The organism is Agrobacterium cavarae, from assembly GCF_004310285.1.
Taxonomy (GTDB): domain Bacteria; phylum Pseudomonadota; class Alphaproteobacteria; order Rhizobiales; family Rhizobiaceae; genus Agrobacterium; species Agrobacterium cavarae.
Genome location: NZ_SISF01000030.1, coordinates 70836 through 92066, shown reverse-complemented (window position 1 = coordinate 92066; position 21231 = coordinate 70836). Strand labels below are relative to the sequence as shown.

Genomic DNA, 21231 nt, shown 5'->3' with positions numbered 1-21231 from the left:
TGATGACAACGACGATGGACTGGACTGGCGCTTCGAAAACAGCTGGAGATTTCGTCTCGCATTGGCGCGACGATGAGCCGGGCGGCTGTGTGGTCGGCTTCGATCTTTCCGGCATTCGCTTCGCTCATGCTGGCGGCGTTGAAAGTCTCTCCACCCTTGCGCCGTTCTCATCCAGGACCGTGGCTCGCTATGCGTCGCTGACCAAACATGTGTTCTGCGCCATGGTTCTTGCCCATAGCGATGTGATGGGTCTCGATGATCCGCTCGGTGAGCACCTACCGGAGCTGCAGTCCCCGTTACGCGATGTCACGGTTGGTCAAGCGCTGGACATGAGCGGAGGTCTGCCCGATGTGCGTGAGTGCCTCTCGCTGCTTGGCCTGTCGGTCTACAGCGAGACAAAGGCTCAGCCCTTACTGGACTATATTGCGCGCCAGACGAGGCTGAATTTCCCCGCCGGTACGGAAGTGTCCTACTCTAATACCGGCTACCGACTGGTCGAGGCTGCACTGGCGCGAAAGGGTTTGCGTTTCGACGACTTCGTGCAGGAGATCGCCAAGCAAGTAAGACTTCCCTTGTTCGCGCCGGATGTCTGGAACGATCCTGTTGTCGGTCTGGCACCCGGCTATTGGAAATCCGATGAGGGCTGGCAATTGTCCGCCGCCGGTCTGCATCTCTCCGCCTCCGGAAGCCTTGCCGGAAGTGCCGAGGCGCTCGTCGCATGGCTGCAATGCCTGTTGAAGGGCGAGCATGGTTTCACCGGCGTGCTCGATCAACTGTCGGCTCCGCGTCCGCTCGCCGATGGCAGGATGAGCGAGTATGGTCTGGGTCTTCGGTGGACGCATCTCGGCAAAAGACGTTTCGTCGGCCACGGCGGATCGCATCCCGGCTACAAGAGCTATTTCCTGCTCGATCCACAGAGTGGTACGGGCTTTGTGGTCCTCTCCAATCGGGAGGACACGAACGGGTTCAAGATTGCACTTGAGAGCATGGCGGCACTGACGGGCTTGCCGCTGCCGAGACCTGCAGCATTCCTGCCGGATGGTCTCTACGTCACAGAGACGGGTCCCTGGTGGCTGGAGATCAAGGGCAGCACCTGCAGCTTTCTCGATGCGGAAGACACGCTCTATGACGAGGGTGATGGCTGGGTCTCGTCCCGCTCAGCGTCCTCGCCCGTTCGTCTTCGCCTTGATGGAGAAACGCTTGCTGGCCAAGTCGGCCATGCGCCGCGACGGTTTCTACCCGTCGTGCCTGGCAGAGACGTTCCGCCAACGCTTGATGGACGCTGGCGTTCAGAGGAGAGTGCGGAGTTCGAGATCGCCAAAGGCGCCCTTATCATGGGCATTGGGCCCCTTCGCCGACGCATGCCGCTGACGGCTCTCGGAAACGGGCGCTATCTCTTCACCCTCCAAGATGGCCCATGGACGAAGCGCGTCTGCCTCCACATGCTCGGCGATGACCATGTGGAGCTTGTGACAAGCCGCGCCCGGATGATCGAGTATCGGCGAGACAGGTTTTAATCAGCGACAGGAATACCGGCTGAGAGCTGCTCGCGAATATAGATATCCAGCAGACGGCGGCTGATCGGGCCAACTTCGCCATTGCCGATTGTGACGCCATCCATCTTGACCACGGGCGTGACGAAGCTCGTTGCAGATGTCACGAAAGCCTCAGAAGCGGCTTTGGCTTCTTCCGGGGTGAAAGCGCGCTCTTCCACCTTGAGATCCGCCTGCCTAGCGAGATGAAGAATGGAGCCGCGGGTGATGCCGTGCAGCAGTGCGTTCGACAGATCGCGTGTGACCAGCACGCCTTCCTGCGTGACGATATGGAAATTCGCAGAACTTGCCTCGGTGATGTGACCGTTTTCGACAAACAGAACGTCGTCATAACCTTGGCGATTGGCTTCCGTCTTGCGAAGCGATGAATAAAGAAGCTGGACGGTCTTGATCTGCCGGTCCGACCAGCGGCCCTCAGGCACTGTCTTGACGGAAAGACCGGTCTTCCACTTCGGATTGTCCAGTACCTTCTTGGTCTGGGTGAACATCACGAAGGTCGGCTCCATGGCTTCAGGAAAGACGAAGTCGCGATCCTGAACGCCGCGGGAAACCTGCAAATAAATCAGGCCGTCCTCGATGCCGTTCCGTCTTGCGATTTCCTTGTGCAGGTCCAGCAATTCGGCTTCCGCCACCGGCATGGCAATGCCGAGCGCATCGAGCGATCGTTTCAGACGGGCGAGGTGGCCGGGATAATCGACGAGCTTGCCGTGAATAATCGCCGTCACTTCATAGATCGCGTCGGCAAAAAGGAAGCCACGATCGAAGACCGATACTTTCGCGTCGCCTTCCGCAACCCATGCGCCATTGAGATAAACCGTTCTGTCCATAATCCTGCCTCTGTCTGTCATATGCCTTGCAAACCCACTCTTGTCTTGCACCGCCGTTATCAGGATGCAAGCCTCAGATGGGCGCGCTGGGGAGAGAGAGCCTGTTCCGAAGGGCGAGTTGCCATCCCTTTGCAGTGCTTTGATTTCACTACGACATTGACGCAAAGCTCGCGGCGATCGCGGAGGTTTCGTATTTGAAAATCGAATAATTCAATTCGTATAATAATCAAAAATTATATTGCGGCGCAGCAGGCAGCGTGGAATCATCGCCCCCATAACAAGCCGATAACGGCACTTCCAGTGGAGAACGATGATGGTTATTTTCAAGAAATCCGGCCTTGCCGGGTTATCGCTTCTGTTTGCCTTTTCCTGTGCTCACGCCGAAGGAACGATCAAGACTGCTCTTGATGGTACCTTTGCTCCCCACGCCATGCCGACGCTCGACGGTAAGGTGGAGGGCTTCAATGTCGATCTGGTCAATCTCATCGGGGAGCGCCTCGGTAAGAAGGTGGAGCTGACATCGGCGCAGTTTTCCGGCCTCATTCCCGCATTGCAGGCCAAGACCTATGATTTTCTGGCCGCACCCGTGACCGTCAATAAGGAGAGGGCCGCCAACCTTCTGTTCACCGAAGGCTTCATGGACACCAACTTCGCCTTTGTCATTCCCGCCAACGGGCCGGAGTACAAGTCGCTTGATGACTTCAAGGGCAAGACAATCGCTGTCAACAAGGGCTCCGCCTATGACAGCTTCCTGCGCGAGCATCAGGCCGAATATGGCTGGAAGATCGAGAGCTACGGCACCAACACCGATGCGGTGGCAGCCGTGGTTGCGGGCCGCGCCGATGCAAACCTCGCCGGCGCGACGGTGGCGGCATGGGCGGTCAAGCAGAATCCCAAGGTCAAGCTCTCTTATGAATACCCGACCGGCCTCGTCTGGTCGCTGGCCTTCCGCAAGGATGATGTCGAGGGCAGAAATCAGGTCGATAAGGTCATCGAATGCCTGAAGATCGATGGTTCGCTGGCGAAGCTTTCGGAGAAATGGTTCGGCGTCGTGCCGCAGCCTGGCACCACGATCGTCACGCCGACGAAGGGCTATGGCGTCCCCGGCTTCGAGGGATATGTGGATGATGATCATACGCCGTCCTGCGACCTGAAATAATAGCGACCGGCGGCAGGTCTATGCCTGCCGCACCCATGCAGGAGCCGCCCCATGAAAAATCGTCCGATGCTGGAGATCGTTTCGCTACAGAAGCGCTTTGGCGACAACATCGTCCTTCGCGATATCAATTTGAAGGTGGCGAAGGGTGAGCTGGTTTTCATCATCGGCCCGTCCGGCTCAGGCAAAAGCACCATGTTACGGTGCTGCAACCGGCTGGAGCAGCCCTCCAGCGGCGATATCATCATCGATGGGCGCAACATCATGAGCGGCACGAGCCGCGACCTCGACCGAATGCGGTTGAAGGTGGGAATGGTGTTTCAAGGCTTTCACCTCTATCCGCATATGAGCGTGGTAAAGAACGTCATGCTGGCGCAGCGCAAGGCATTGAACCGTTCAGCGGAGGAGGCGAGGGCTCGCTCGATCGATATGCTGGACCGGGTGGGTCTCGCCCATAAGGCCGACGCCATGCCGGCTGAGCTGTCCGGTGGACAGCAGCAGCGGGTCGCGATCGCACGCGCACTGGCTCTCGATCCGCTCGTCATGCTTTTCGATGAACCGACCTCCGCACTCGATCCGGAGCTGGTCGGCTCCGTGCTTGCGGTCATGAAGGATCTGAAGACCAAGGACATGACCATGCTGGTCGTTAGTCATGAGATGGGTTTTGCCCGCGAAACGGCCGACCGGGTAATCTTCATGGATGGCGGTGTCGTGGTCGAGGAAGGCACGCCGGAAGAGATTTTCGGTGCTCCCAAGGCCGAGCGCACCAAGGCCTTTCTCTCACGCGTGACGCGGTGACAGCGATGAGCGGCTTCCTCACCACCTTCTTCAATGTCGACGTCATGGTGCGGTATCTTCCGGATATCCTGTCTGGAATGGTGGTCGCGGTTTTGATCGGTACTGCGGTCGTCGTTGCGGGGGTTCTCACCGGGCTCGCGCTCGCGTGCCTTCGAACCTATGGACTGCGGTTCTGGAACGTCCTGATCATCTGTTTTGCCGATATATTTCGAGCGCTGCCGCCGCTGGTGCTGATCCTGCTTTTGTACTTCGGCCTGCCAGGCGTCGGCGTGCAGCTTTCCGGACCCATGGTCCTGTTCATCGTTTTGTCTCTGACATTGGCTGCCTTTGCCGAAGAAATCTTCTGGGCAGGTTTTCTCTCTGTGGAGCGTGGCCAGTGGGAGGCCGGAATCTCCACCGGGCTCGGGGTTAACGGCACCCTGCTTTACGTCGCTCTGCCGCAAGCCGTACGGCTTGCCATTCCTCCGCTGGTGAACAGGGTGCTTGCCATCACCAAGATGACGGCTCTCGGTTCTGTCATCGGTGTTTCGGAGATCCTGTCGCAGGCAACCACGGCTCAGAGCTTTTCTGGGAGCGCGACGCCGCTGACGCTTGCAGCCATCGCCTATCTTGTTCTCTTCATGCCGCTCGTGCTGGCTGCGCGCACATTCGAGAGCCGTCGCGACAAAAGTCAGGGGCGCTGATCATGCAGAACCTCATCGACCAGTTTTTCAACATTGCGATCATGTCCAAGTCCCTGCCGTTGATGCTGTCGGGACTGTGGATGACAGCCAAACTGTGCGCCGCAGTCATTCTGCTTGGACTGATCGGCGGGCTGCTTCTGTCGCTCGCCAATCTGAGCCCACGGGGATGGCTGCGTGTGCCTGCCATTCTCTTCACCGATATTTTCCGTGCGCTGCCGCCGCTGGTTCTTCTGATCTTCATCTATTCCGGATTGCCCTTCGCCGGCATCGAAATCTCGCCCTTCGCCGCGGTGGTTCTGGCCTTCCTGCTCAATAACTCCGCCTATTATGCGGAAGTCTATCGGGCCGGCATCCTCTCCATCGGCAAGGGGCAATGGGAGGCGGCGCGGTCTACCGGTCTTAGTCAGACACAGACGCTGACGAACGTCGTGCTGCCGCAGGCAGTGCGTAACGTGCTGCCCGATCTCTTGTCCAATACGATCGAAGTGGTGAAGCTCACATCGCTCGCCTCGGTCGTGTCTCTCTCGGAACTGCTTTATGCCGCCAATATGGCGCGTTCGATCACCTACAACGCTTCGCCGCTGGTTCTGGCGGCTCTCATATATCTCGTCATCCTGTGGCCCGTGGTTCGGCTGGTCAGCCGCTTCCAACGTCGCCTTGCAGCCTGATGCGTGACTTTAAGGAAGGATAATCTCATGACACGAATGATCATTGCAGGCGCCCAGCTCGGCGCCATCCAGAAAAGCGACAGCCGTGAGGTCGTGGTGGCCCGCATGGTGGACCTGATGGAGCAGGCGGCGGCAAAGGGCGCTCAAATGATCGTCTATCCGGAGCTTGCGCTGACCACGTTCTTTCCCCGCTGGTACATGCCGGACTGGAACGAGGTGGATACCTGGTTCGAGCGTGAAATGCCCAACGGCGCGACCATGCCGTTGTTCGACCGCGCCCGGGAACTGGGCATGGCGATGACCTTCGGCTACGCGGAATTGACCCCGGAAGGCCGGCGCTTCAACACGTCCATCCTGACGAACCGCAAGGGCGAGATCGTCGGGAAGTACCGCAAGGTTCATCTCCCGGGCCATGTCGAATATGATACGGAGCGCGCCTTCCAGCATCTGGAAAAGCGCTACTTCGAACCGGGCGATCTTGGCTTCAATGTCTGGCGCAACGAGGGTGCGATCATGGGCATGGCGATCTGCAACGATCGCCGCTGGCCTGAGACCTATCGCTGCATGGGCCTGCAGGGTGTGGAGTTGATCACCATTGGCTACAACACCCCGTCTGTGAACAGCCAGATGAGTGCCGAAGGCTTGGAGAAGCGTCTCTTCCACTCGGACCTTTCGCTTCAGTCTGGTGCCTATCAGAACGCCACCTATGTGGTTGGCGTCGCCAAGGCAGGCGTCGAGGACGGCCATCCACTTATGGGCGGCTCCATCATCGTCGATCCGGATGGCTTTGTACTTGCGCGTGCCGAAACGGAGGAGGACGAGTTGATCTTCGCCGATTGCGATTTTGCCAAATGCGCCTTCGGAAAGTCGACGATCTTCGACTTTGCGCGCCATCGCCGCGTAGAGCATTATGGCCGGATCACCTCGCAGACAGGCGCAGTGATCGCCGTTTGAGCATAGGAAGCACGATGCAGTACGATACGGTTATTCACGGCGGTACGGTCGTCACGCCTCACGAGACCTTCAAGGCGGATGTCGGGATCGCCGGTGGTAAGATCGTCGCGGTCGCGGAGCATATTCCTGGTGGGGAGCGCCGCATCGACGCCGGTGGGCGGCTCGTTTTGCCGGGCGGTATCGAAGCGCACTGCCACATCGCCCAGGAAAGTTCATCCGGCGTCATGACGGCGGATGATTACTATTCCGGTTCCGTCTCGGCAGCCTTCGGCGCCAATTCCTGTTTCGTGCCTTTTGCCGCGCAACATCGTGGTCAATCAATCGCCGATGTCATCGCCACCTATGACGGACGTGCCGCCCCAAACTCCGTCATCGATTACTCCTACCATCTGATCATCTCCGATCCTTCGCCGGCGGTCCTCGACGAACTGCCGGGTGTTTTCGCCAGGGGTATCACCTCGTTCAAGGTCTTCATGACCTATGACCTGATGAATATCGGCGATGCCGGCATGCTGGACATCCTGACGGTTGCCAAGACCCATGGCGCGCTGACCATGGTTCATGCTGAAAACAACGAGATGGTGAAGTGGATGAACCGCCGCTTCGCGCAGGCGGGTCTCACCGAGCCGCGCTATCACGCGCTGAGCAGGCCGGAACTGGCGGAAGAAGAAGCGATCAACCGCGCCATTTCGCTCGCCAAGCTCGTGGATGCCGCGCTGTTCATAGTTCACGTTTCCACCAGAGGTGGGGCGGAGATCGTTCGCCGGGAAAAATTCGCGGGCAGCAAGATCTTTGCAGAGACATGCCCGCAATATCTGGCACTCACCCGCGCCGATCTTGATCGACCGGGGACGGAAGGCGCCAAATATATCTGCTCGCCGCCGTTGCGTGACCACGAGACGCAGGATGCGCTCTGGCAACATATCCGTTCCGGCACGTTCGAAAGTGTCTCCTCCGATCACGCGCCCTACAGGGCAGACGCGTCCGGCAAGTTCCTCAACGGTCTGGACGCGCCATACCCCAAAATTGCCAACGGGATGCCGGGTATTGCGATGCGCCTGCCCTATCTCTTCTCGGAAGGTGTGGGGAAAGGGAAGATCACGCTTGGCGATTTCGTCAGGCTGTCGAGTTCGAACGCCGCCAGGGTCTTTGGCCTCGACCGGAAGGGTGCGATAGCGCCAGGCTTCGACGCCGACATTGCGATCTGGAACCCGGAAGAGAGCCGCAAGGTCGATCTTCACATGCAGCATGACAATATGGATTATACACCCTTCGAGGGAATGGATATTCGTGGGTGGCCGGAACTCGTCATGAATAATGGCCGGACGATCGTTGAAAAGGGCGTGCTCAAGGCCGGCCGAGGAGAAGGCCGGTTCATTGCCAGAAAGCCGGTCGATACCGGCGCCATGCCCGGCCACCGCGCCGTGGAGTTCGAAGTCGCAGCCCGCTATGGTCATGAGGTGGCTCCCTGATGAATGCAGCATCCCGCACCATCCTGGTCATCAACCCCAACAGTTCCGAATCGGTCACGCAAGGGTTGAGATCGGCGCTTGCTGGCTTTTCGTCGATCGGTGGACCGGTCATAGAATGCGTCACCATCGAGCACGGACCGCCCGGCGTGGCGACCCAGAGAGATGTCGCGGAAGCAGCGATTAACACGGCGGCGGTGATCGATGCCCGTCCCGATGCCGCGGCCTATGTTCTGGCCTGTTATTCGCAGCCCGGTCTCGATCTTGCGCGCTCGATCACCAAAAGCCCGGTCTTCGGCATTCAGGACGCAGGCGTCCTTTCCGCTATGGTGCTTGCCGACCTGTTCGGCGTCATCGCCGTTGCGGAAGCATCCATCCCGCGGCATCTGAGCAATCTGCGTCGTCTGGGTGTCGATCACCGGTTGGCAGGGGAAGTTGCGCTGGAGGGTGACGTCAGTGTTGCCGATAGCGGTCACGGCGAGGAAAGCTATGGTCTGCTGATCCGCTCCGCAGCCAAGCTGAGGAACCTTGGCGCTGGCGCGATCGTGCTTGGATGCGCCGGTATGTCGGGACACCGCAAAAGGCTTGAGGAGGAGGTCGGCTGCCCCGTCATCGATCCGACCCAGGCTGCGGTTGCCATGGCCTTCGGCATGCTGGCAACGGCGAGCCCATGAGCGATCCCTCCGGCAAGCCCGATCTTTCGCTGCGTCTGCTGGAAATTTTCGACGCGATCATGCGTTGCGGGACGACGGTGGAGGCTGCAGAGCAGCTTGGCATCTCCCAGCCCGCCGTCTCCAACGGTATCCGCCAGTTGGAAGCGCAGACGGGTGTCACGCTTTTTGAACGCCTGCACCGCCGCCTTCAGCCCACGGAAGAAGCCGTTGCGCTGCATGAGGATATCAAGCCTGTCTTCGGTCTTCTCAGAGGGTTCGCATCGCGGGCGCAGGACATGCGTCAAGGCGTATCCGGGCGATTGCGGGTCATCGCAACGCCGCCGCTCGGACACACGGTCGCGCCGCTTGCTATGCGCCGGTTCCTCAAGGAGCGCAAAGACGTCTCCATCGCCTATGATGTGCGGCGCCTGGAACATGTCGTCGAAGCGGTGCAAAGTGGAAATGCGGATATCGGTCTGGCGCTTGCCCTTGAGCGGCATCCCGCCGTCCATATCGAAATCCTGGCGCGCACCCATATGGTGGCAGTGCTGCCGAAAGGGGAGGCGGTTTCTGGCAACGTGATCAATGCCGAAACGCTGGCAAAAAGAGATTTCGTCGGGCTTGAGATCGACTCCACCCTTGGTCGTGAGATACGCGCCGCGTTCGACCGGGACGGCGTGCCGTACAAGCCTCGCGTGGAAGTCCGCTACTGCGCCACGGCAGCGGTTCTGGCAAGTGCTGGCATCGGGTGCGCCATCATCGATCCCTATACCGCCGCCTTCAACGCAGGGCTGGGTATGGTGGAGTGTGATTTTCTCCCACCCATCGAAGTGCCGGCGGTGATGATAACCCGCAAAGGTGTTCCACGCTCCCGCTTGCAGCATGCCTTCATCTCGGAAATGCGCAAAGCCCTGACAGATTTCGGCGCAGGCGGCATGCAGGCGATCTTCGGCGCACGGTAATCCTTGCCATGCAATGCCGAGCGGGCGAGGCAGTTTTAGCCGCTATGCCCGCTTGGTGGATATGGCCCCCCGCTCACGCCCTCATCCGCTTTCTCTTGCTGTTACTGTGAGGTGAGTGCCGGACGCGCCAGACCAAGATGGTCGCGCAGGGTCGAGCCTGTATATTCGGTTCGGAACAGCCCGCGCTCCTGCAGAATGGGCACAACCAATTGCGTGAAGTCTTCCAGGCCCTCCGGGAAGAAGGGCGGCATAACGTTAAAGCCGTCGGCGGCCCGGGTTTCGAACCATTCCTGCATCCGGTCCGCGACATCGACCGGCGTGCCGAGCACGATATGGTGCCCACGTCCGGCAGCCACGCGAAGGGCCAACTGGCGGATCGTCAGGTTCTCGCGTCTGGCCAGTGCCGTCAAAAGCTCGGCCCGGCTGCGCAACTGATCGGAAATGGGCAGATCCGGCAAGGGACCGTCTGGATCATAGTCTGCGAGGCTGTGACCGATGCGCTCTTCGAGAAGCGGCATGGCGCTTTTCAGCTCCGTCCACTGGTCGAGCTCTGCCAGTTTTTCCGCCGCTTCTTTCGACGTGCGCCCAATCACCGGCAGAAAGCCCGGCATGACGGCAACGGCATCTGCAGGACGGCCGAATTTCTCGACGCGCGATTTCAGGCTCTTGTAAAACCCCTGCGCCTCCGCAAGGCTTTGCTGCGCCGTAAACACGACATCAGCAGTGCGCGCCGCAAGATCCTGGCCTGGGCCCGACGAGCCGGCCTGGATCAGGATAGGGTGGCCCTGTGGCGATCGGGGAATGTTGAGAGGGCCTTTGACCGAGTAATATTTACCCTGGTGGTCCAGCATATGTACCTTGTTCGGATCGGCATAGATGCCGCTCTGCTTGTCCTTGATGAAGGCGTCATCATCCCAGCTGTCCCATAGACCGCGAACCACATCGACGAACTCTTCCGCCACCGCATAGCGCTCATCATGCTCGGGATGCGACTTCGAGAAGTTGTTGGCCGTGCGGGCATAGGAGGTCGTGACGATATTCCATGCGGCGCGCCCGTGGCTCAGATGATCGATCGAGGAGAAGGCCCGAGCTGTATGGTAGGGTTCGCCGTAGGTGGTGGAGGATGTTGCGGCAAGACCGATCTTGTCGGTGACGAGGGCAAGTGCTGCAAGCAGCGTCAGAGGTTCGAAACGGGCGATCGTGGACGGATGGGCATCGACGCCACTGGTCAATCCATCCGCTAGAAACACCATGTCGAACTTCGCCTGTTCGGCGGCTTGCGTGACGCGGCGAAGCAGGTCGAAATTCTCGCTTCCTGCTTCCGCTTTCGGGTGCCGCCAGCCGGAGACGTGATGGCCTGCGCCCTGGAGAAACAGGCCGAGGTGGATTTGTCGCTTGGCAGTCATGGCATACGTCTTTCGTCAGAGGGAGGTCTGGTTGAGCAGGGACAGAAGGCGGGCGAGATCGGCCTCGCTTTCCATGCTGCGAACGAGTTCGGGAATATCGGCGAAAGCCGAGCTCCCTGAAGTCGCATTCTTGAATTTTTGTTCGAGATCGGTGAGGCTTGGCAAGCCGTCGAAACGACGGTGGATCTTCGTGCCATCCTTGAGCGCGACATCCAGAAGCACGAAGCGCGTGCTCGGATCGCTCGACATACGCGGCGCGGTATTGTCGTGGCGGCGGCTGGCCTTGGCAGCAAGCGCCATAATGCGATCTTCGACCGGTCTTTCGTCGAAATGATCAAGTCTCAGCGCCCCATCCAGCAGGGCGGCAGCAAACACATATTCCGGACTGAAACGGGCTTCGATACCGTTTTCCGGCTTTGTGACCACAAGAGCGGCGTCCGCGCCTGGGGGATAGGTGAACGTGACGGCTTCCACCTGATCCGCAACCAGACCTTCGCGGTGAAGCTCGATGCCGAGGGATGCCACCGGATGACTTGCCGTGCAGCATGGATAGGCTTTCAGCGTCAGGCCGGGCGATGCGATCTGCCACGGAGCGCCCCAGTTTTCGCTCGCCAGTTCCGGCCGAGAGGCTCCGAAGCCGTAAGCGGAGTAAAAGCCGGTTGGGTTGTCGAGAAAATCCGGCGCGCCGCTGAAGCCAGCCGCCGCCAGCCGGGCAGCAAGCAGGCCGGAGCGCGCCGCCATTCCGGCATGGTAGGGCTTGGCATCGAAGCCGAATTGCAGGCGCAGGCCGGAGGCCTGGGTTGCGGCAAGCCCAAGTGCGATCGCGGTCTTTTCGGCGGTCGCGCCGGTGAGATGGCTGATGGCGGCGGCAACACCGATCGGTCCAAGCGTAGCGGTTGCGTGGAAGCCATTTTCGTAGTGCCTGGAACCGAGAGACAGTCCGAGCCGCGCCATTGCTTCCAGCCCGACGATGTAAGACGCAACAAGGGCGTCTGCCCTTACGCTCTCATCGGCGGCGAATGCCAGCAGAGCTGGTAGAATGACGGTGGTCGGATGGCCGCGCACGCTGGAATGAACATCGTCATAGTCCAGTACGTGGCCAGCGTAACCATTGATGACCGCAGCCGTGAGAGGGTCCGTCTTTGCGGCTCGGCCGATGAGGATCGCGTTGCCTGGAAGATCGACGCCCACTGCCTTGGCGAGGATATCCGTCGTAGGGTCATTGGCGCCGGCGATGGCACAGGCCAGAAAATCGATAATCGCTACCCGCGCGGCTTCCATGGCCGCACTATCCTGGCGGGGATCGGCGTCGCTGATTGCCGTGGCAAAGGCTGTGGTGATGGGGGCCTTGGACATGATCAAATGCCCTCGCCATCGCGAACGGATCGCCCGCCGGAAAGACCGCCAACAAATTGACGGATGCGGGGATTTTGCGACTGGTGGAAAATGTGCTTCGGCGAGCCTTGGTCCACCACCCGGCCATTTTCAGTGAAGATGACCGTATCGCTGATTTCTTCGGCAAAACGCATCTCATGCGTAACCAGAATGCTGGTCATCCCATCGCGGATCAGGTCGCGGATGACCCAGAGAACTTCGCCCACCGTTTCCGGATCGAGCGCCGATGTTACCTCGTCGAAGAGCACAAGCTCAGGCTTCATCGCCAAAGCCCTGGCGATCGCCACACGCTGCTGCTGGCCTCCCGACAACTGGCCTGGATAGGCGTCGGCCTTTTCCGAAAGTCGCACCTTTTCCAGCAACTCGCGTGCAAGCTTGACGGTCGCTCCGCGGTCCGCGCCTAAGATGCGGGTAGGTGCCAGCACGATGTTGTCGAGCACAGTCAGATGCGGGAAGAGATTGTACTGCTGGAAGACGATGCCGACGCGCTTGCGTAGCGCGATGCGTTCGCTTTCCTTCGTCAGCTCATCCACGCGCGTGCCAGCGACGGTGATGCGGCCCTTCTGCGGCGTGACGAGCGCGTTGATGCAGCGAAGAAGCGTCGACTTTCCCGAGCCCGAGGGGCCGATGATCGAGACGGCATCGCCCTTGTTGACGGTGAGATCGATGCCCTTGAGAACCTCGGTCTGTCCGAAGGCGAGATGAACGTCCTCCAGTTTTACGATCGCGGTGTCGGTGGATGTGGTCATGATCGAAATCCTTCAACCCGCATTGAAGCGCTGCTCGAGGCGGCGCGTCAGTCGAGAAAGCGGGTAGCAAAGCGTGAAAAAGGCGGCCATGACCACGACATAGGCGATGACGGTGAAGTCCAGCCGGCGCACGGCGGTGCTGGCATCGGTCGCGGCGTGCATGAGTTCGTGAACACCGACGAGCGACGCAAGTGATGTCCCCATGGCAATCGAAGAGGCGACATTCATCCAGGGCGGCAGAGACCGTCTGATGCATTGTGGCAGGATGACGAAGCGCAGCGCCTGTAACCTCGAGAAGCCGAGCCCCTTGGTTGCCTCCCACTGCGTTGTCGGAATGGAAAGCACTGCCCCGCGCGTAATCTCGGCAATGTAGGCACTAGCCAGGATGCCGAGGCCGATCACCGCCTTGATCCAATCTGGAAAGGGCAGGTAGTGGCCGAAGGCGACGATCTCGAAGGGAAAGATGTAGGTGGTAGCGAAGATCAGCACGAGTGCCGGCGCATTGCGGAAAATCTGCACATAGATCGCCGCAGGCCAGCGGATGAGCCAAAGCGGCGCCAGTTGCATGAGGCCAAGAAGCACACCCGCAATTGTCCCCAGCGTCACAGCAGAGAACGTGATGACGATGTTCATCCAGAAGCCGGAAGCGAGATAGGGCACCCACTTCACCAGCTCGGCACCAAGTGTGGGATCGATCAGCGACCAGATGACCACCAGAAGCGGCATGGCGACGAAGCCGATATAGCGCAGAATGCCGCCGCTGGAGCTTGTTTGTTGTGAGGTGATTGCACTCATAGCCCATACCCCGGAACCGCCAGCTTGCGTTCTACCCATGTGCCGAGGCGGGCGATGAGGAAGTTTATCAGGCTGAAGAAAGCCAGCAGCACGATCATCAGTTCGACCACATTGTCGCGCTGCGTCCACACCATGATGGAGGCGTAGGTGATTTCGCTGACCGCGATCGCGTTACCGACAGTCGTCGATTTGACGAGGCTGATCAGGCCATTGACGATCGCTGGCAGTGAAGAGCGGAGCGCGAGCGGGATTTGGACAAAGCGGAGAATTTCGAACTGGCTGAAACCCATGCCGCGCGCGGCTTCGATCATTGATGCGGGAACCGCCTCGATACCGCCTCGGATCGCTTCCGCGTGCAGGGCGGCGACATGCAGTCCAACCACAGCAACCACCCAGAAGAATGGTGACAGAGGATTGTTGACCGCACCGCCGACCAAGTTGGACACGACGGTGTTGAGCACGAGGAAGCTGAACATCAACTGCACCAGCGTCGGCGTGTTGCGGGTAAGCTCCACGAAGGCGCGCACAGGCGTCGAGAGCCACGACCTGCCAGAGGTCAGGCAGGCGGCAAAGATAACACCGAAGAACAGGCTGACCGGAATAGTGATGGCGACGAGATAGAGGGTCGTCAGAAAGCCGTCGCGCCAGATCTGCGCTTCATAGCCGGTCAGGAGAAATTCGTAATTGAGACCCAGCCTGCCGGTCAGATCGACGAACAGGCTGGTCGGGTTCATGTCTTGCATGGAGCGCTACCGCTGCCTTCCGCTTACTGCGCGGCAGAAAGCTTGGTCTTTTCTTCCTCGAGATACTTGGTGTTCAGTAGGCGGTTCGCCTTGGCCATTTCAAGCAGCTTGCCGGACGCGTGAAGCTTCTTGACGCTGTTGTCGAGAGCTGCCTGCGTGTCGCTTTCGCCCTTGCGCAGCCAGATAACGGAGTCGGAAGGGATGAGCTCGGTTGGGAAGGGGATGGCGTAATCCTTCCATTCATCGGCGCGGTCCACGAGAAGAAGGCCGACGGTTGCGCCCACATGCACGGCGGCAACGCAGTTGCCGCCCTGAAGTGCCAGAAGCGATTCCGGCTGGCTTGGCAGGCCCTTGACGATTGCGCCGTATTCTTCCGCCAATGGCTGTGCGTAGTTGGATCCCTGCGAAATGCAAACCGGCTTGCCCTTCAAATCGGCCCAGTCCTTCAATCCGCTATCCTTACGCACCACCGCTGCGCCGCCAGCGCGATCATAAGGGGTCGGAACGTAGTCGAGGATCTTCGCGCGATCTTCCGTGTACTGCATGTTGGCGATCAGAATATCGACCTTGCCCTGCTGCAGGAACTGAACGCGGTTCGGCGGTGTCACCGTCACGGTTTCGAGCTCGACGCCGAGATCGGCCGCCAGGGCCTTGGCGAGATCGACATTGTACCCCTTCTGCTCCTGCGAGGCCGGATCGATGTAGCCAAATGGCGCGCCGGACAAGATGACGCCGACAGTCAGCTTGCCGCGGCCCTTGATGCGATCAAGCGTGGCATCCGCGGAAGCCTCAGTTGCTGCCAGTGTCGCAAGTGAGATGGAAATGGCGAAGACAGCTTTGGTTAAGGCTTTGACGAACATGGGAGGCTCCTATTTCGCCGCGAAACATAATCGAACGGCCAAGGCCTCACGAGGAACGCCATTCTTCATTTTAGCAAGAATGCAGAAAAGCGTTCTTTCTTCGTACGGCGCCTTTGGCAACGCTGCCCCAATCAAGCGGCTGCCGTCAGATACTCAGCAGTTCGCGAAGGCTCTCCACGATCAGGGCGTGATCCTCTATATCGGGGAGTCCACTGACGGCAACGGACCCGACGAGCGTGCCGCCCTGCAGGATCAGCGGAAAGCCGCCGCCGCTTGCCACATAATCAGTCACGGGCAAGCCGAATTTCGCATTGAAGTCATAGCCCTTGGTCTCAGCCTCGAGCCGCACGCGAAGAGAGCTGCGATGGAAGCGGTGCACGACAGCGCATTTGCGCCGGGTCCAGCCGAAATTATCGATGGTTGCGCCGGGCAAAAGCGTTGCAAACACCACGTCGTTTCCGTGCCTGACCTCGACGGCCACAGGGTGATTTTCCTCCGCCGCCTTCTGCCGGATCAGGCTTCCGAGCGTCCAGGCAAAGTCGTAGTGAAATGTTGGAACCTGCAGGGCCGCTTCTTCGGCCTTCACGCTCTCGATCGTCGGCTTGCTATTGTGCATCATCACGTCCTCGGGTCGACGCTTTCGCGCTCAAGATGGGGGATTGAATAGGAGGAGCAACCACATCACACAAGTCTTTTCGACGACCGCGGGCGGGAGGATTGTCCTGAGAATTCGGTGAGTGCGGGATGAGGAGGAGCACATATATTTCTGCTTGCTCCACGTCATGCAAAAGGCGCGACCCTCTACTGCAAATATTGAAAGTGAGGCCGCTTTTGCAATATCATCAGCTGCCCCAAATACTTATGGGAACAAAACAATTTATTCGGAAGTTGTAACATATATAATTAATGCGTGGTGCCACCATGAACACACAGTCTCCATCTTATTCCACCGTCCCCCTTTCGTCAGATGACCTGGAAGAGGTCAACCGTTTCCTCAACGCCTGGTGCGAAGAAAACGGTGTCGACAAGACTGACGGAAGAGCACAGGAAGTCGCCTCGGCGCTTATCGAATGGTATGCGACCAGCCCGAGCTATCGGCACAAATCCAAATTGGAGCACGCGCCGCACCTGCCGGAATCGGACAAGATTTCGGCTCTGCTCAACCAGTTGAAGTGAGACGAGCCTGTCGAGATACGCTTTCATACAATCGTGGGTATGGGACAGCGACACGGCGGGAGATGAAAACACCGCCACCAGTGACACGGTCTTTGTAAAGTTTATGGCGCTTAAAGTTTGCTGTAGTCCGCAGACATGAGGTCGCCACGGCGCCGAAGCGAGAGGCGGCCCCTGAGGCCGCCTCCACTTTTCGAAAGATCAGTCGCGATGCTCTGGCATCTCCTTGAGCTGATCCTTGGTCCAGGAGGTCACGGCATGCACATCGCCGTCCTCGTCACGCATGAAGTCCAGATCGGAGATGGAAACCGCAACTGGCTTCGCGCCGATCCCGAGAAAGCCACCGACATCGATAATGACGCTGCTGCTCTCGCCGATGCCATGGACGTGGTCAACCTTCCCGACCTTGTGATCGTCTGCTCCGTAGACCGCGGCTCCTGCGAGCACGGAGGGTCTCAGTTCATCAACGGTGAGGCGGATGTGATTGCTATGATCCATGATGTTTCTCCTGTTGTTGGCACCAAGATAACTCATGGATTCCGCTCCTGTTCCGAGGAAATTCAAGCGGGCGGCAGATCAGGAAACAGGGTGCATCTTATGACACAGGTCGGTGCGTAGACCCCACCCTCAGAAGTCGGCCACCTTGCCCCAGGCCGAAGCCTTGAAGCGGGAGGGGTGGTAGGGTTTTGGATCGACGATCGGATCAGCCCCCGTCGCGATATCGGCAATGAGATGACCCGCCCCGGGACCGATGCCGAAGCCGTGGCCGGAAAATCCGGCGGCGAGGATGAAGCCCGGCAGGCTCTCGACCTCGCCGATAGCCGGCACGCCATCCGGCGTGGAATCAATATAGCCGGCCCAGCTTGCGGTGATCTTCGTCTTCCTCAGTTCAGGCAGCAACGCCAGCGCGCGTTCATGTGTCTGTGTGATGGTGGCCTGATCGGGTCGAGGATCGAGAATGCGCATCCGCTCCATCGGCGTTGGCCGGTCCAGGCGCCAGCGGGCCAGCGTTTCATGGCCGCTCTTCACACCTTCGAACCCGCCTGGCGCGAGGCTTTTCCAGCGCTTGGCAAACATGGGGAGGAATTGCGGTGAGAAGCGCAATTGCTGCGGTGTAACATCGACACGCCCGCGCCCGCTGATCGCCAACGTATGGCCGCCATCGCCGCGGGCGGTGAGAGAAATTCCGGCCGTGTGGAGTGCTGGCGGAATGCCTTGCGCGCCGCCCGAAACGGACAGGATGGACGAGCGGATCGAGGCCTGCGGAAAGCGGATGCCCAGTTGCCGGCAGAAGGACGAGGCCCATGCTCCGCCGGCAAGGATTGCCGTCTTCGTGCGGATGGTGCCCTTTTCCGTGACGACGGCGCTCAGGCGCCCTGCTTCCGTTTCGACTCCACGCGCCGCGCAATTCTGGATGACAGCACCGCCCAGCTTGATGATGGCGCGGGCAACGGCGGGTGCAGCACTTGCCGGGTGGGCAATGCCGTCGGTCGGCGAAAAGACGCCGCCCTTCCACGATTGCCCCGTCGCGCGGCCCTTTTCGGTGGCCTCAGCGGCTGAGAGCACGTGCGTCGTCACGCCGACGGTTTTGGCGAAATCGCGCCAGCGCGCCCAGCCGGCAATCTCGGCTTCGTTGTTGGAGAGATAAAGGAGACCGCAACGGCGGAAACCGGTATTTTCACCCGTCTCGGCGGCGAACCGCTCCCAGAGATCGAGGCTTTTCGTGGAGATCGGCAATTCGCGTGCGTCGCGGTTCTGCTGGCGGCACCAGCCCCAGTTGCGGCTCGATTGCTCCGCGCCGATGCGGCCCTTTTCTATCAGCACTGTTTTCAGACCGCGCTGCGTCAGGTAGTAGGCCGCAAAGACGCCGACAATGCCACCGCCGATCACGACGACATCGGCGGTCTGCGGCAGGTCGGAGGGGGTGTCGATGAGGGCAAGCGGCGCGGGCATGGCAATCTCCAGTTCTGCCACGACAGTATGCGCTTAGCGCGCGTCTGCGGAACCGCAGTTTCGTTCACGACGGCAGAAAATTCCGGACCCGGCACAAGCATCGAAATCTTCTGCGCCAATTCCGATTTACCGGCTTGATGGACAACGCATCAGTCTGTGCTAACGTTGTTTCGGCTGTCCAGCAGCATATTATGCTGGACGAGAACGGGGGAGGCGGCAAGCTATGATGAAACTCGACCGGACGGATATCAAGATCCTCTACGAGTTGCAGAAGAATGGCCGCATCACCAATGTGGAACTGGCCGATCTGGTGCATTTGTCGCCGAGCCCCTGTCTGATGCGTGTCAAGCGTTTGCAGGCGGAGGGCTATATTGAGGGCTATTCGGCCCAGATCAATCTCGGCAAGCTTGGCCAGACATTGACCGTCTTCACCGAAATCACGCTCAAGAACCACCGTCAGGTCGATTTCGCCCGCTTCCTTGCCGTCGTGGACAAGATCGATCAGGTGATCGAATGCCACCTGGTCTCCGGCGGCTACGATTATTTGATGAAATTCGTCACTGCCGGGATCGGTGAATACCAGACAATCATGGAGCGACTGACCGACATGGATATCGGTATCGACAAATATTTCAGTTTCGTCGTGCTGAAATCACCGATCGTGAAGTCGCACCTGCCGCTGACGAGTTTGTTTCCGGTGTGATTTTGGTCCCGCGGGTTTGGTATCGCTTTCCCCTTCGGGACAGGCGCTTAGCCCATCGAACGGCCAACCAGCCCTCAAGCCCGGCCATATTGCCGCACCAACTCCGGCTCCAGCACTAGAGTGTCAAGCCAGGTCGGGTCGAGTTTCGGCACGGAGGAGAAGAGCAGCTTCGAATAGGGATGCGCGGGCGATTTCATATCTTCACGCGTCAGATGCTCCACCTTCTCGCCGCGATACATGACCATGACCTCGTCGCAGATCGCCTCGACCACCGAGAGGTCGTGGCTGATGAAGATGTAGGAGAGGTCGAGTTCGCGCTGCAAGTCCTTCAGTAGTTCGATGATCGCGGCGGCGACGACGGTATCAAGCGCTGAGGTGATCTCGTCACAGATGATCAGCTTCGGATTGGCGGCGAGTGCGCGAGCGAAGTTGATGCGCTGCTTCTGTCCGCCGGAGAGTTCGGACGGGTGGCGATAGCGCAACGCCTTCGGCAGACGCACCATGTCGAGGAGTTCATCGATACGGGCACTACGGGCAGATCCGTTCAGGCCGTGATAGAAGGTCAACGGCCGGCCGAGAATGTCTTCAATAGGCTTGGCGGGGTTCAGCGCGGTATCGGCATACTGGAAAACGATTTGCATTTCGCGCAACGCCTCGCGGAAGCGGCGACGGGCGTCGTGGTCGAGTTCCTTACCGTTGAATATGATGTTACCAGCGCTGGCTGGCAAGATGCCGGCGATACAACGGGCAAGCGTCGATTTCCCGCAGCCGGATTCGCCGATGATGCCCAGATTGCGGCCCTTTTCCACCGAGAGGCTGACGGAACGGACGGCCTTGACGAGAGGCAGGCCATCTTCCTGCACCCTTCCGTAACCGGCGGTGACGTTCTCGATGACCAGGAGCGGTTGTGCCTTGTCCGTTCGTTTGCCGGCAAATTGCGTTTCCTGCGGTTCGAATGCAGAGAGCAGTTCCTGCGTGTAGGGATGCGCGGGCGTCGACAGGATGGCTTGCGTCGTGCCCTCTTCCTGCACCTCGCCGCCCTTGAGGACGACAATGCGGTCGGCGATCTGGGCAACCACGGCAAGGTCATGCGAGACATAGACGCCGGTAATGCCGCCGGCCTTCATGACCGACTTGAACGCCTTCAGCACGTCGATCTGGGTCGTGACATCGAGCGCTGTTGTCGGTTCGTCAAAGATCACGAGCTTGGGGCCGCCGATCAGCGCCATAGCGGCGGCAAGCCGCTGCAGCTGCCCGCCGGAAACCTGATGCGGATAACGTTCGCCAATGGTTTCAGGCGAGGGGAGCGACAATGCCTTGAACAGTTCGATGGCGCGTTGACGCGCCTTGTCCGGGGTAATCAGGCCGTGGATGCGGGTCACTTCGATGACCTGATCCATGATCGTTTGCGAGGGGTTGAAGGCGGCGGCGGCACTTTGCGGCACATAGGCGACCTCGGTGCCGCGCACCTTGGTCCGTTCGCGCTCGGAAAGCGTCGCCATGTCCTTGCCATCGATCAGCAGCGCGCCCTCGGAAATGCGGCAGCCGGGGCGGGTATAGCCCATCAGCGTCAGCGCAATCGTCGTCTTGCCCGAACCACTTTCACCGATGAGGGCGACGATCTCGCCCTTGGCAATCTCGATATCGACGCCTTTGATGATCTCGATGCGCCGGCCGGAATCGGTGGTCGCCTCGACATGCAGGTTCTTGATTTCGACAAGCTTGCTCATG

At 59.6% G+C, this 21231-nt stretch carries 22 protein-coding genes; 11 read left to right on the top strand and 11 right to left on the bottom strand.

The features are described from left to right. Positions 1-2 precede the first annotated feature (2 nt). A complete protein-coding gene (locus EYC79_RS12025; protein WP_130978147.1) occupies positions 3-1517 on the top strand; it encodes a serine hydrolase domain-containing protein in 1515 nt (504 codons plus the stop codon). Here EYC79_RS12025 and EYC79_RS12020 read toward each other — a convergent pair. Beyond that, complete coding sequence (locus EYC79_RS12020) at positions 1514-2380, bottom strand: D-amino-acid transaminase (protein ID WP_112953251.1); 867 nt, start codon at positions 2378-2380, stop codon at positions 1514-1516. The two genes, EYC79_RS12025 and EYC79_RS12020, sit on opposite strands and share 4 nt — an antisense overlap. 313 nt (positions 2381-2693) lie before the next feature. Between EYC79_RS12020 and EYC79_RS12015 the strand changes: the two genes are divergently transcribed. The 8 genes from EYC79_RS12015 to EYC79_RS11980 are packed head-to-tail and all read left to right on the top strand — an operon-like array spanning position 2694 to position 9723. After that, the gene (locus EYC79_RS12015; protein WP_112953249.1) at positions 2694-3539 is read left to right on the top strand and encodes a transporter substrate-binding domain-containing protein; all 846 of its coding nucleotides are present in this window, start codon (positions 2694-2696) and stop codon (positions 3537-3539) included. Positions 3540-3590: 51 nt separating this feature from the next. Further along, complete coding sequence (locus EYC79_RS12010; RefSeq protein WP_280956471.1) at positions 3591-4334, top strand: amino acid ABC transporter ATP-binding protein; 744 nt, start codon at positions 3591-3593, stop codon at positions 4332-4334. Between the two features lie 5 nt (positions 4335-4339). Then, positions 4340-5017, top strand: a complete 678-nt coding sequence (locus EYC79_RS12005) for an amino acid ABC transporter permease (protein ID WP_130978146.1) — start codon at positions 4340-4342, stop codon at positions 5015-5017. Between the two features lie 2 nt (positions 5018-5019). Continuing rightward, the gene (locus EYC79_RS12000) at positions 5020-5685 is read left to right on the top strand and encodes an amino acid ABC transporter permease (protein ID WP_112953245.1); all 666 of its coding nucleotides are present in this window, start codon (positions 5020-5022) and stop codon (positions 5683-5685) included. A gap of 27 nt (positions 5686-5712) precedes the next feature. Further along, positions 5713-6639 carry an N-carbamoyl-D-amino-acid hydrolase gene (locus EYC79_RS11995; RefSeq protein WP_130978145.1) on the top strand — a complete coding sequence of 309 codons (927 nt, stop codon included), beginning with the start codon at positions 5713-5715 and terminating at the stop codon, positions 6637-6639. Positions 6640-6653: 14 nt separating this feature from the next. Then, complete coding sequence (gene hydA / locus EYC79_RS11990; protein WP_130978144.1) at positions 6654-8111, top strand: dihydropyrimidinase; 1458 nt, start codon at positions 6654-6656, stop codon at positions 8109-8111. Continuing rightward, a complete protein-coding gene (locus EYC79_RS11985; protein ID WP_130978143.1) occupies positions 8111-8782 on the top strand; it encodes an aspartate/glutamate racemase family protein in 672 nt (223 codons plus the stop codon). Before hydA ends, EYC79_RS11985 begins: the two co-directional genes overlap by 1 nt. Continuing rightward, complete coding sequence (locus EYC79_RS11980) at positions 8779-9723, top strand: LysR family transcriptional regulator (protein ID WP_130978142.1); 945 nt, start codon at positions 8779-8781, stop codon at positions 9721-9723. Before EYC79_RS11985 ends, EYC79_RS11980 begins: the two co-directional genes overlap by 4 nt. Before the next feature lie 101 nt (positions 9724-9824). Here the strand turns inward: EYC79_RS11980 and EYC79_RS11975 are convergent, their stop codons facing one another. From EYC79_RS11975 to EYC79_RS11945, 7 genes are all read right to left on the bottom strand, one after another. Then, positions 9825-11129 carry an LLM class flavin-dependent oxidoreductase gene (locus EYC79_RS11975; protein WP_130978141.1) on the bottom strand — a complete coding sequence of 435 codons (1305 nt, stop codon included), beginning with the start codon at positions 11127-11129 and terminating at the stop codon, positions 9825-9827. A gap of 15 nt (positions 11130-11144) precedes the next feature. Continuing rightward, positions 11145-12491, bottom strand: coding sequence for an MmgE/PrpD family protein (locus EYC79_RS11970; protein WP_418122603.1), 1347 nt, complete (start codon positions 12489-12491; stop codon positions 11145-11147). Next, on the bottom strand, positions 12488-13273 hold the full coding sequence (locus EYC79_RS11965; RefSeq protein WP_130978139.1) for an amino acid ABC transporter ATP-binding protein: 786 nt from the start codon (positions 13271-13273) through the stop codon (positions 12488-12490). Before EYC79_RS11965 ends, EYC79_RS11970 begins: the two co-directional genes overlap by 4 nt. Before the next feature lie 12 nt (positions 13274-13285). Continuing rightward, a complete protein-coding gene (locus EYC79_RS11960) occupies positions 13286-14068 on the bottom strand; it encodes an amino acid ABC transporter permease (RefSeq protein ID WP_112520687.1) in 783 nt (260 codons plus the stop codon). Beyond that, a complete protein-coding gene (locus EYC79_RS11955; RefSeq protein ID WP_130978138.1) occupies positions 14065-14811 on the bottom strand; it encodes an amino acid ABC transporter permease in 747 nt (248 codons plus the stop codon). The genes EYC79_RS11960 and EYC79_RS11955 overlap by 4 nt, the downstream gene beginning before the upstream one ends. A gap of 23 nt (positions 14812-14834) precedes the next feature. Beyond that, positions 14835-15671 (bottom strand): transporter substrate-binding domain-containing protein, encoded by an 837-nt coding sequence (locus tag EYC79_RS11950; RefSeq protein WP_130978137.1) that lies wholly within the window; start codon positions 15669-15671, stop codon positions 14835-14837. A 145-nt stretch (positions 15672-15816) separates the two neighbouring features. After that, positions 15817-16287 carry a heme-degrading domain-containing protein gene (locus tag EYC79_RS11945; protein ID WP_245495270.1) on the bottom strand — a complete coding sequence of 157 codons (471 nt, stop codon included), beginning with the start codon at positions 16285-16287 and terminating at the stop codon, positions 15817-15819. Between the two features lie 305 nt (positions 16288-16592). On the opposite strand from EYC79_RS11945, the gene EYC79_RS11940 reads away from it, so the two are divergent. After that, positions 16593-16847, top strand: a complete 255-nt coding sequence (locus EYC79_RS11940; protein WP_130978135.1) for a hypothetical protein — start codon at positions 16593-16595, stop codon at positions 16845-16847. A 198-nt stretch (positions 16848-17045) separates the two neighbouring features. Here the strand turns inward: EYC79_RS11940 and EYC79_RS11935 are convergent, their stop codons facing one another. Both EYC79_RS11935 and EYC79_RS11930 read right to left on the bottom strand, forming a co-directional pair. Further along, on the bottom strand, positions 17046-17342 hold the full coding sequence (locus EYC79_RS11935) for a PRC-barrel domain-containing protein (protein ID WP_062444006.1): 297 nt from the start codon (positions 17340-17342) through the stop codon (positions 17046-17048). A gap of 129 nt (positions 17343-17471) precedes the next feature. Continuing rightward, complete coding sequence (locus EYC79_RS11930; protein WP_130978134.1) at positions 17472-18797, bottom strand: NAD(P)/FAD-dependent oxidoreductase; 1326 nt, start codon at positions 18795-18797, stop codon at positions 17472-17474. Between the two features lie 226 nt (positions 18798-19023). Here EYC79_RS11930 and EYC79_RS11925 point away from each other — a divergent pair, with 226 nt between their 5' ends. After that, complete coding sequence (locus EYC79_RS11925; RefSeq protein WP_062444238.1) at positions 19024-19500, top strand: Lrp/AsnC family transcriptional regulator; 477 nt, start codon at positions 19024-19026, stop codon at positions 19498-19500. 74 nt (positions 19501-19574) lie between these two features. On the opposite strand, the gene EYC79_RS11920 is transcribed toward EYC79_RS11925, so the two are convergent. Beyond that, positions 19575-21230, bottom strand: a complete 1656-nt coding sequence (locus EYC79_RS11920) for an ABC transporter ATP-binding protein (RefSeq protein ID WP_130978133.1) — start codon at positions 21228-21230, stop codon at positions 19575-19577. Position 21231: the final 1 nt, after the last annotated feature.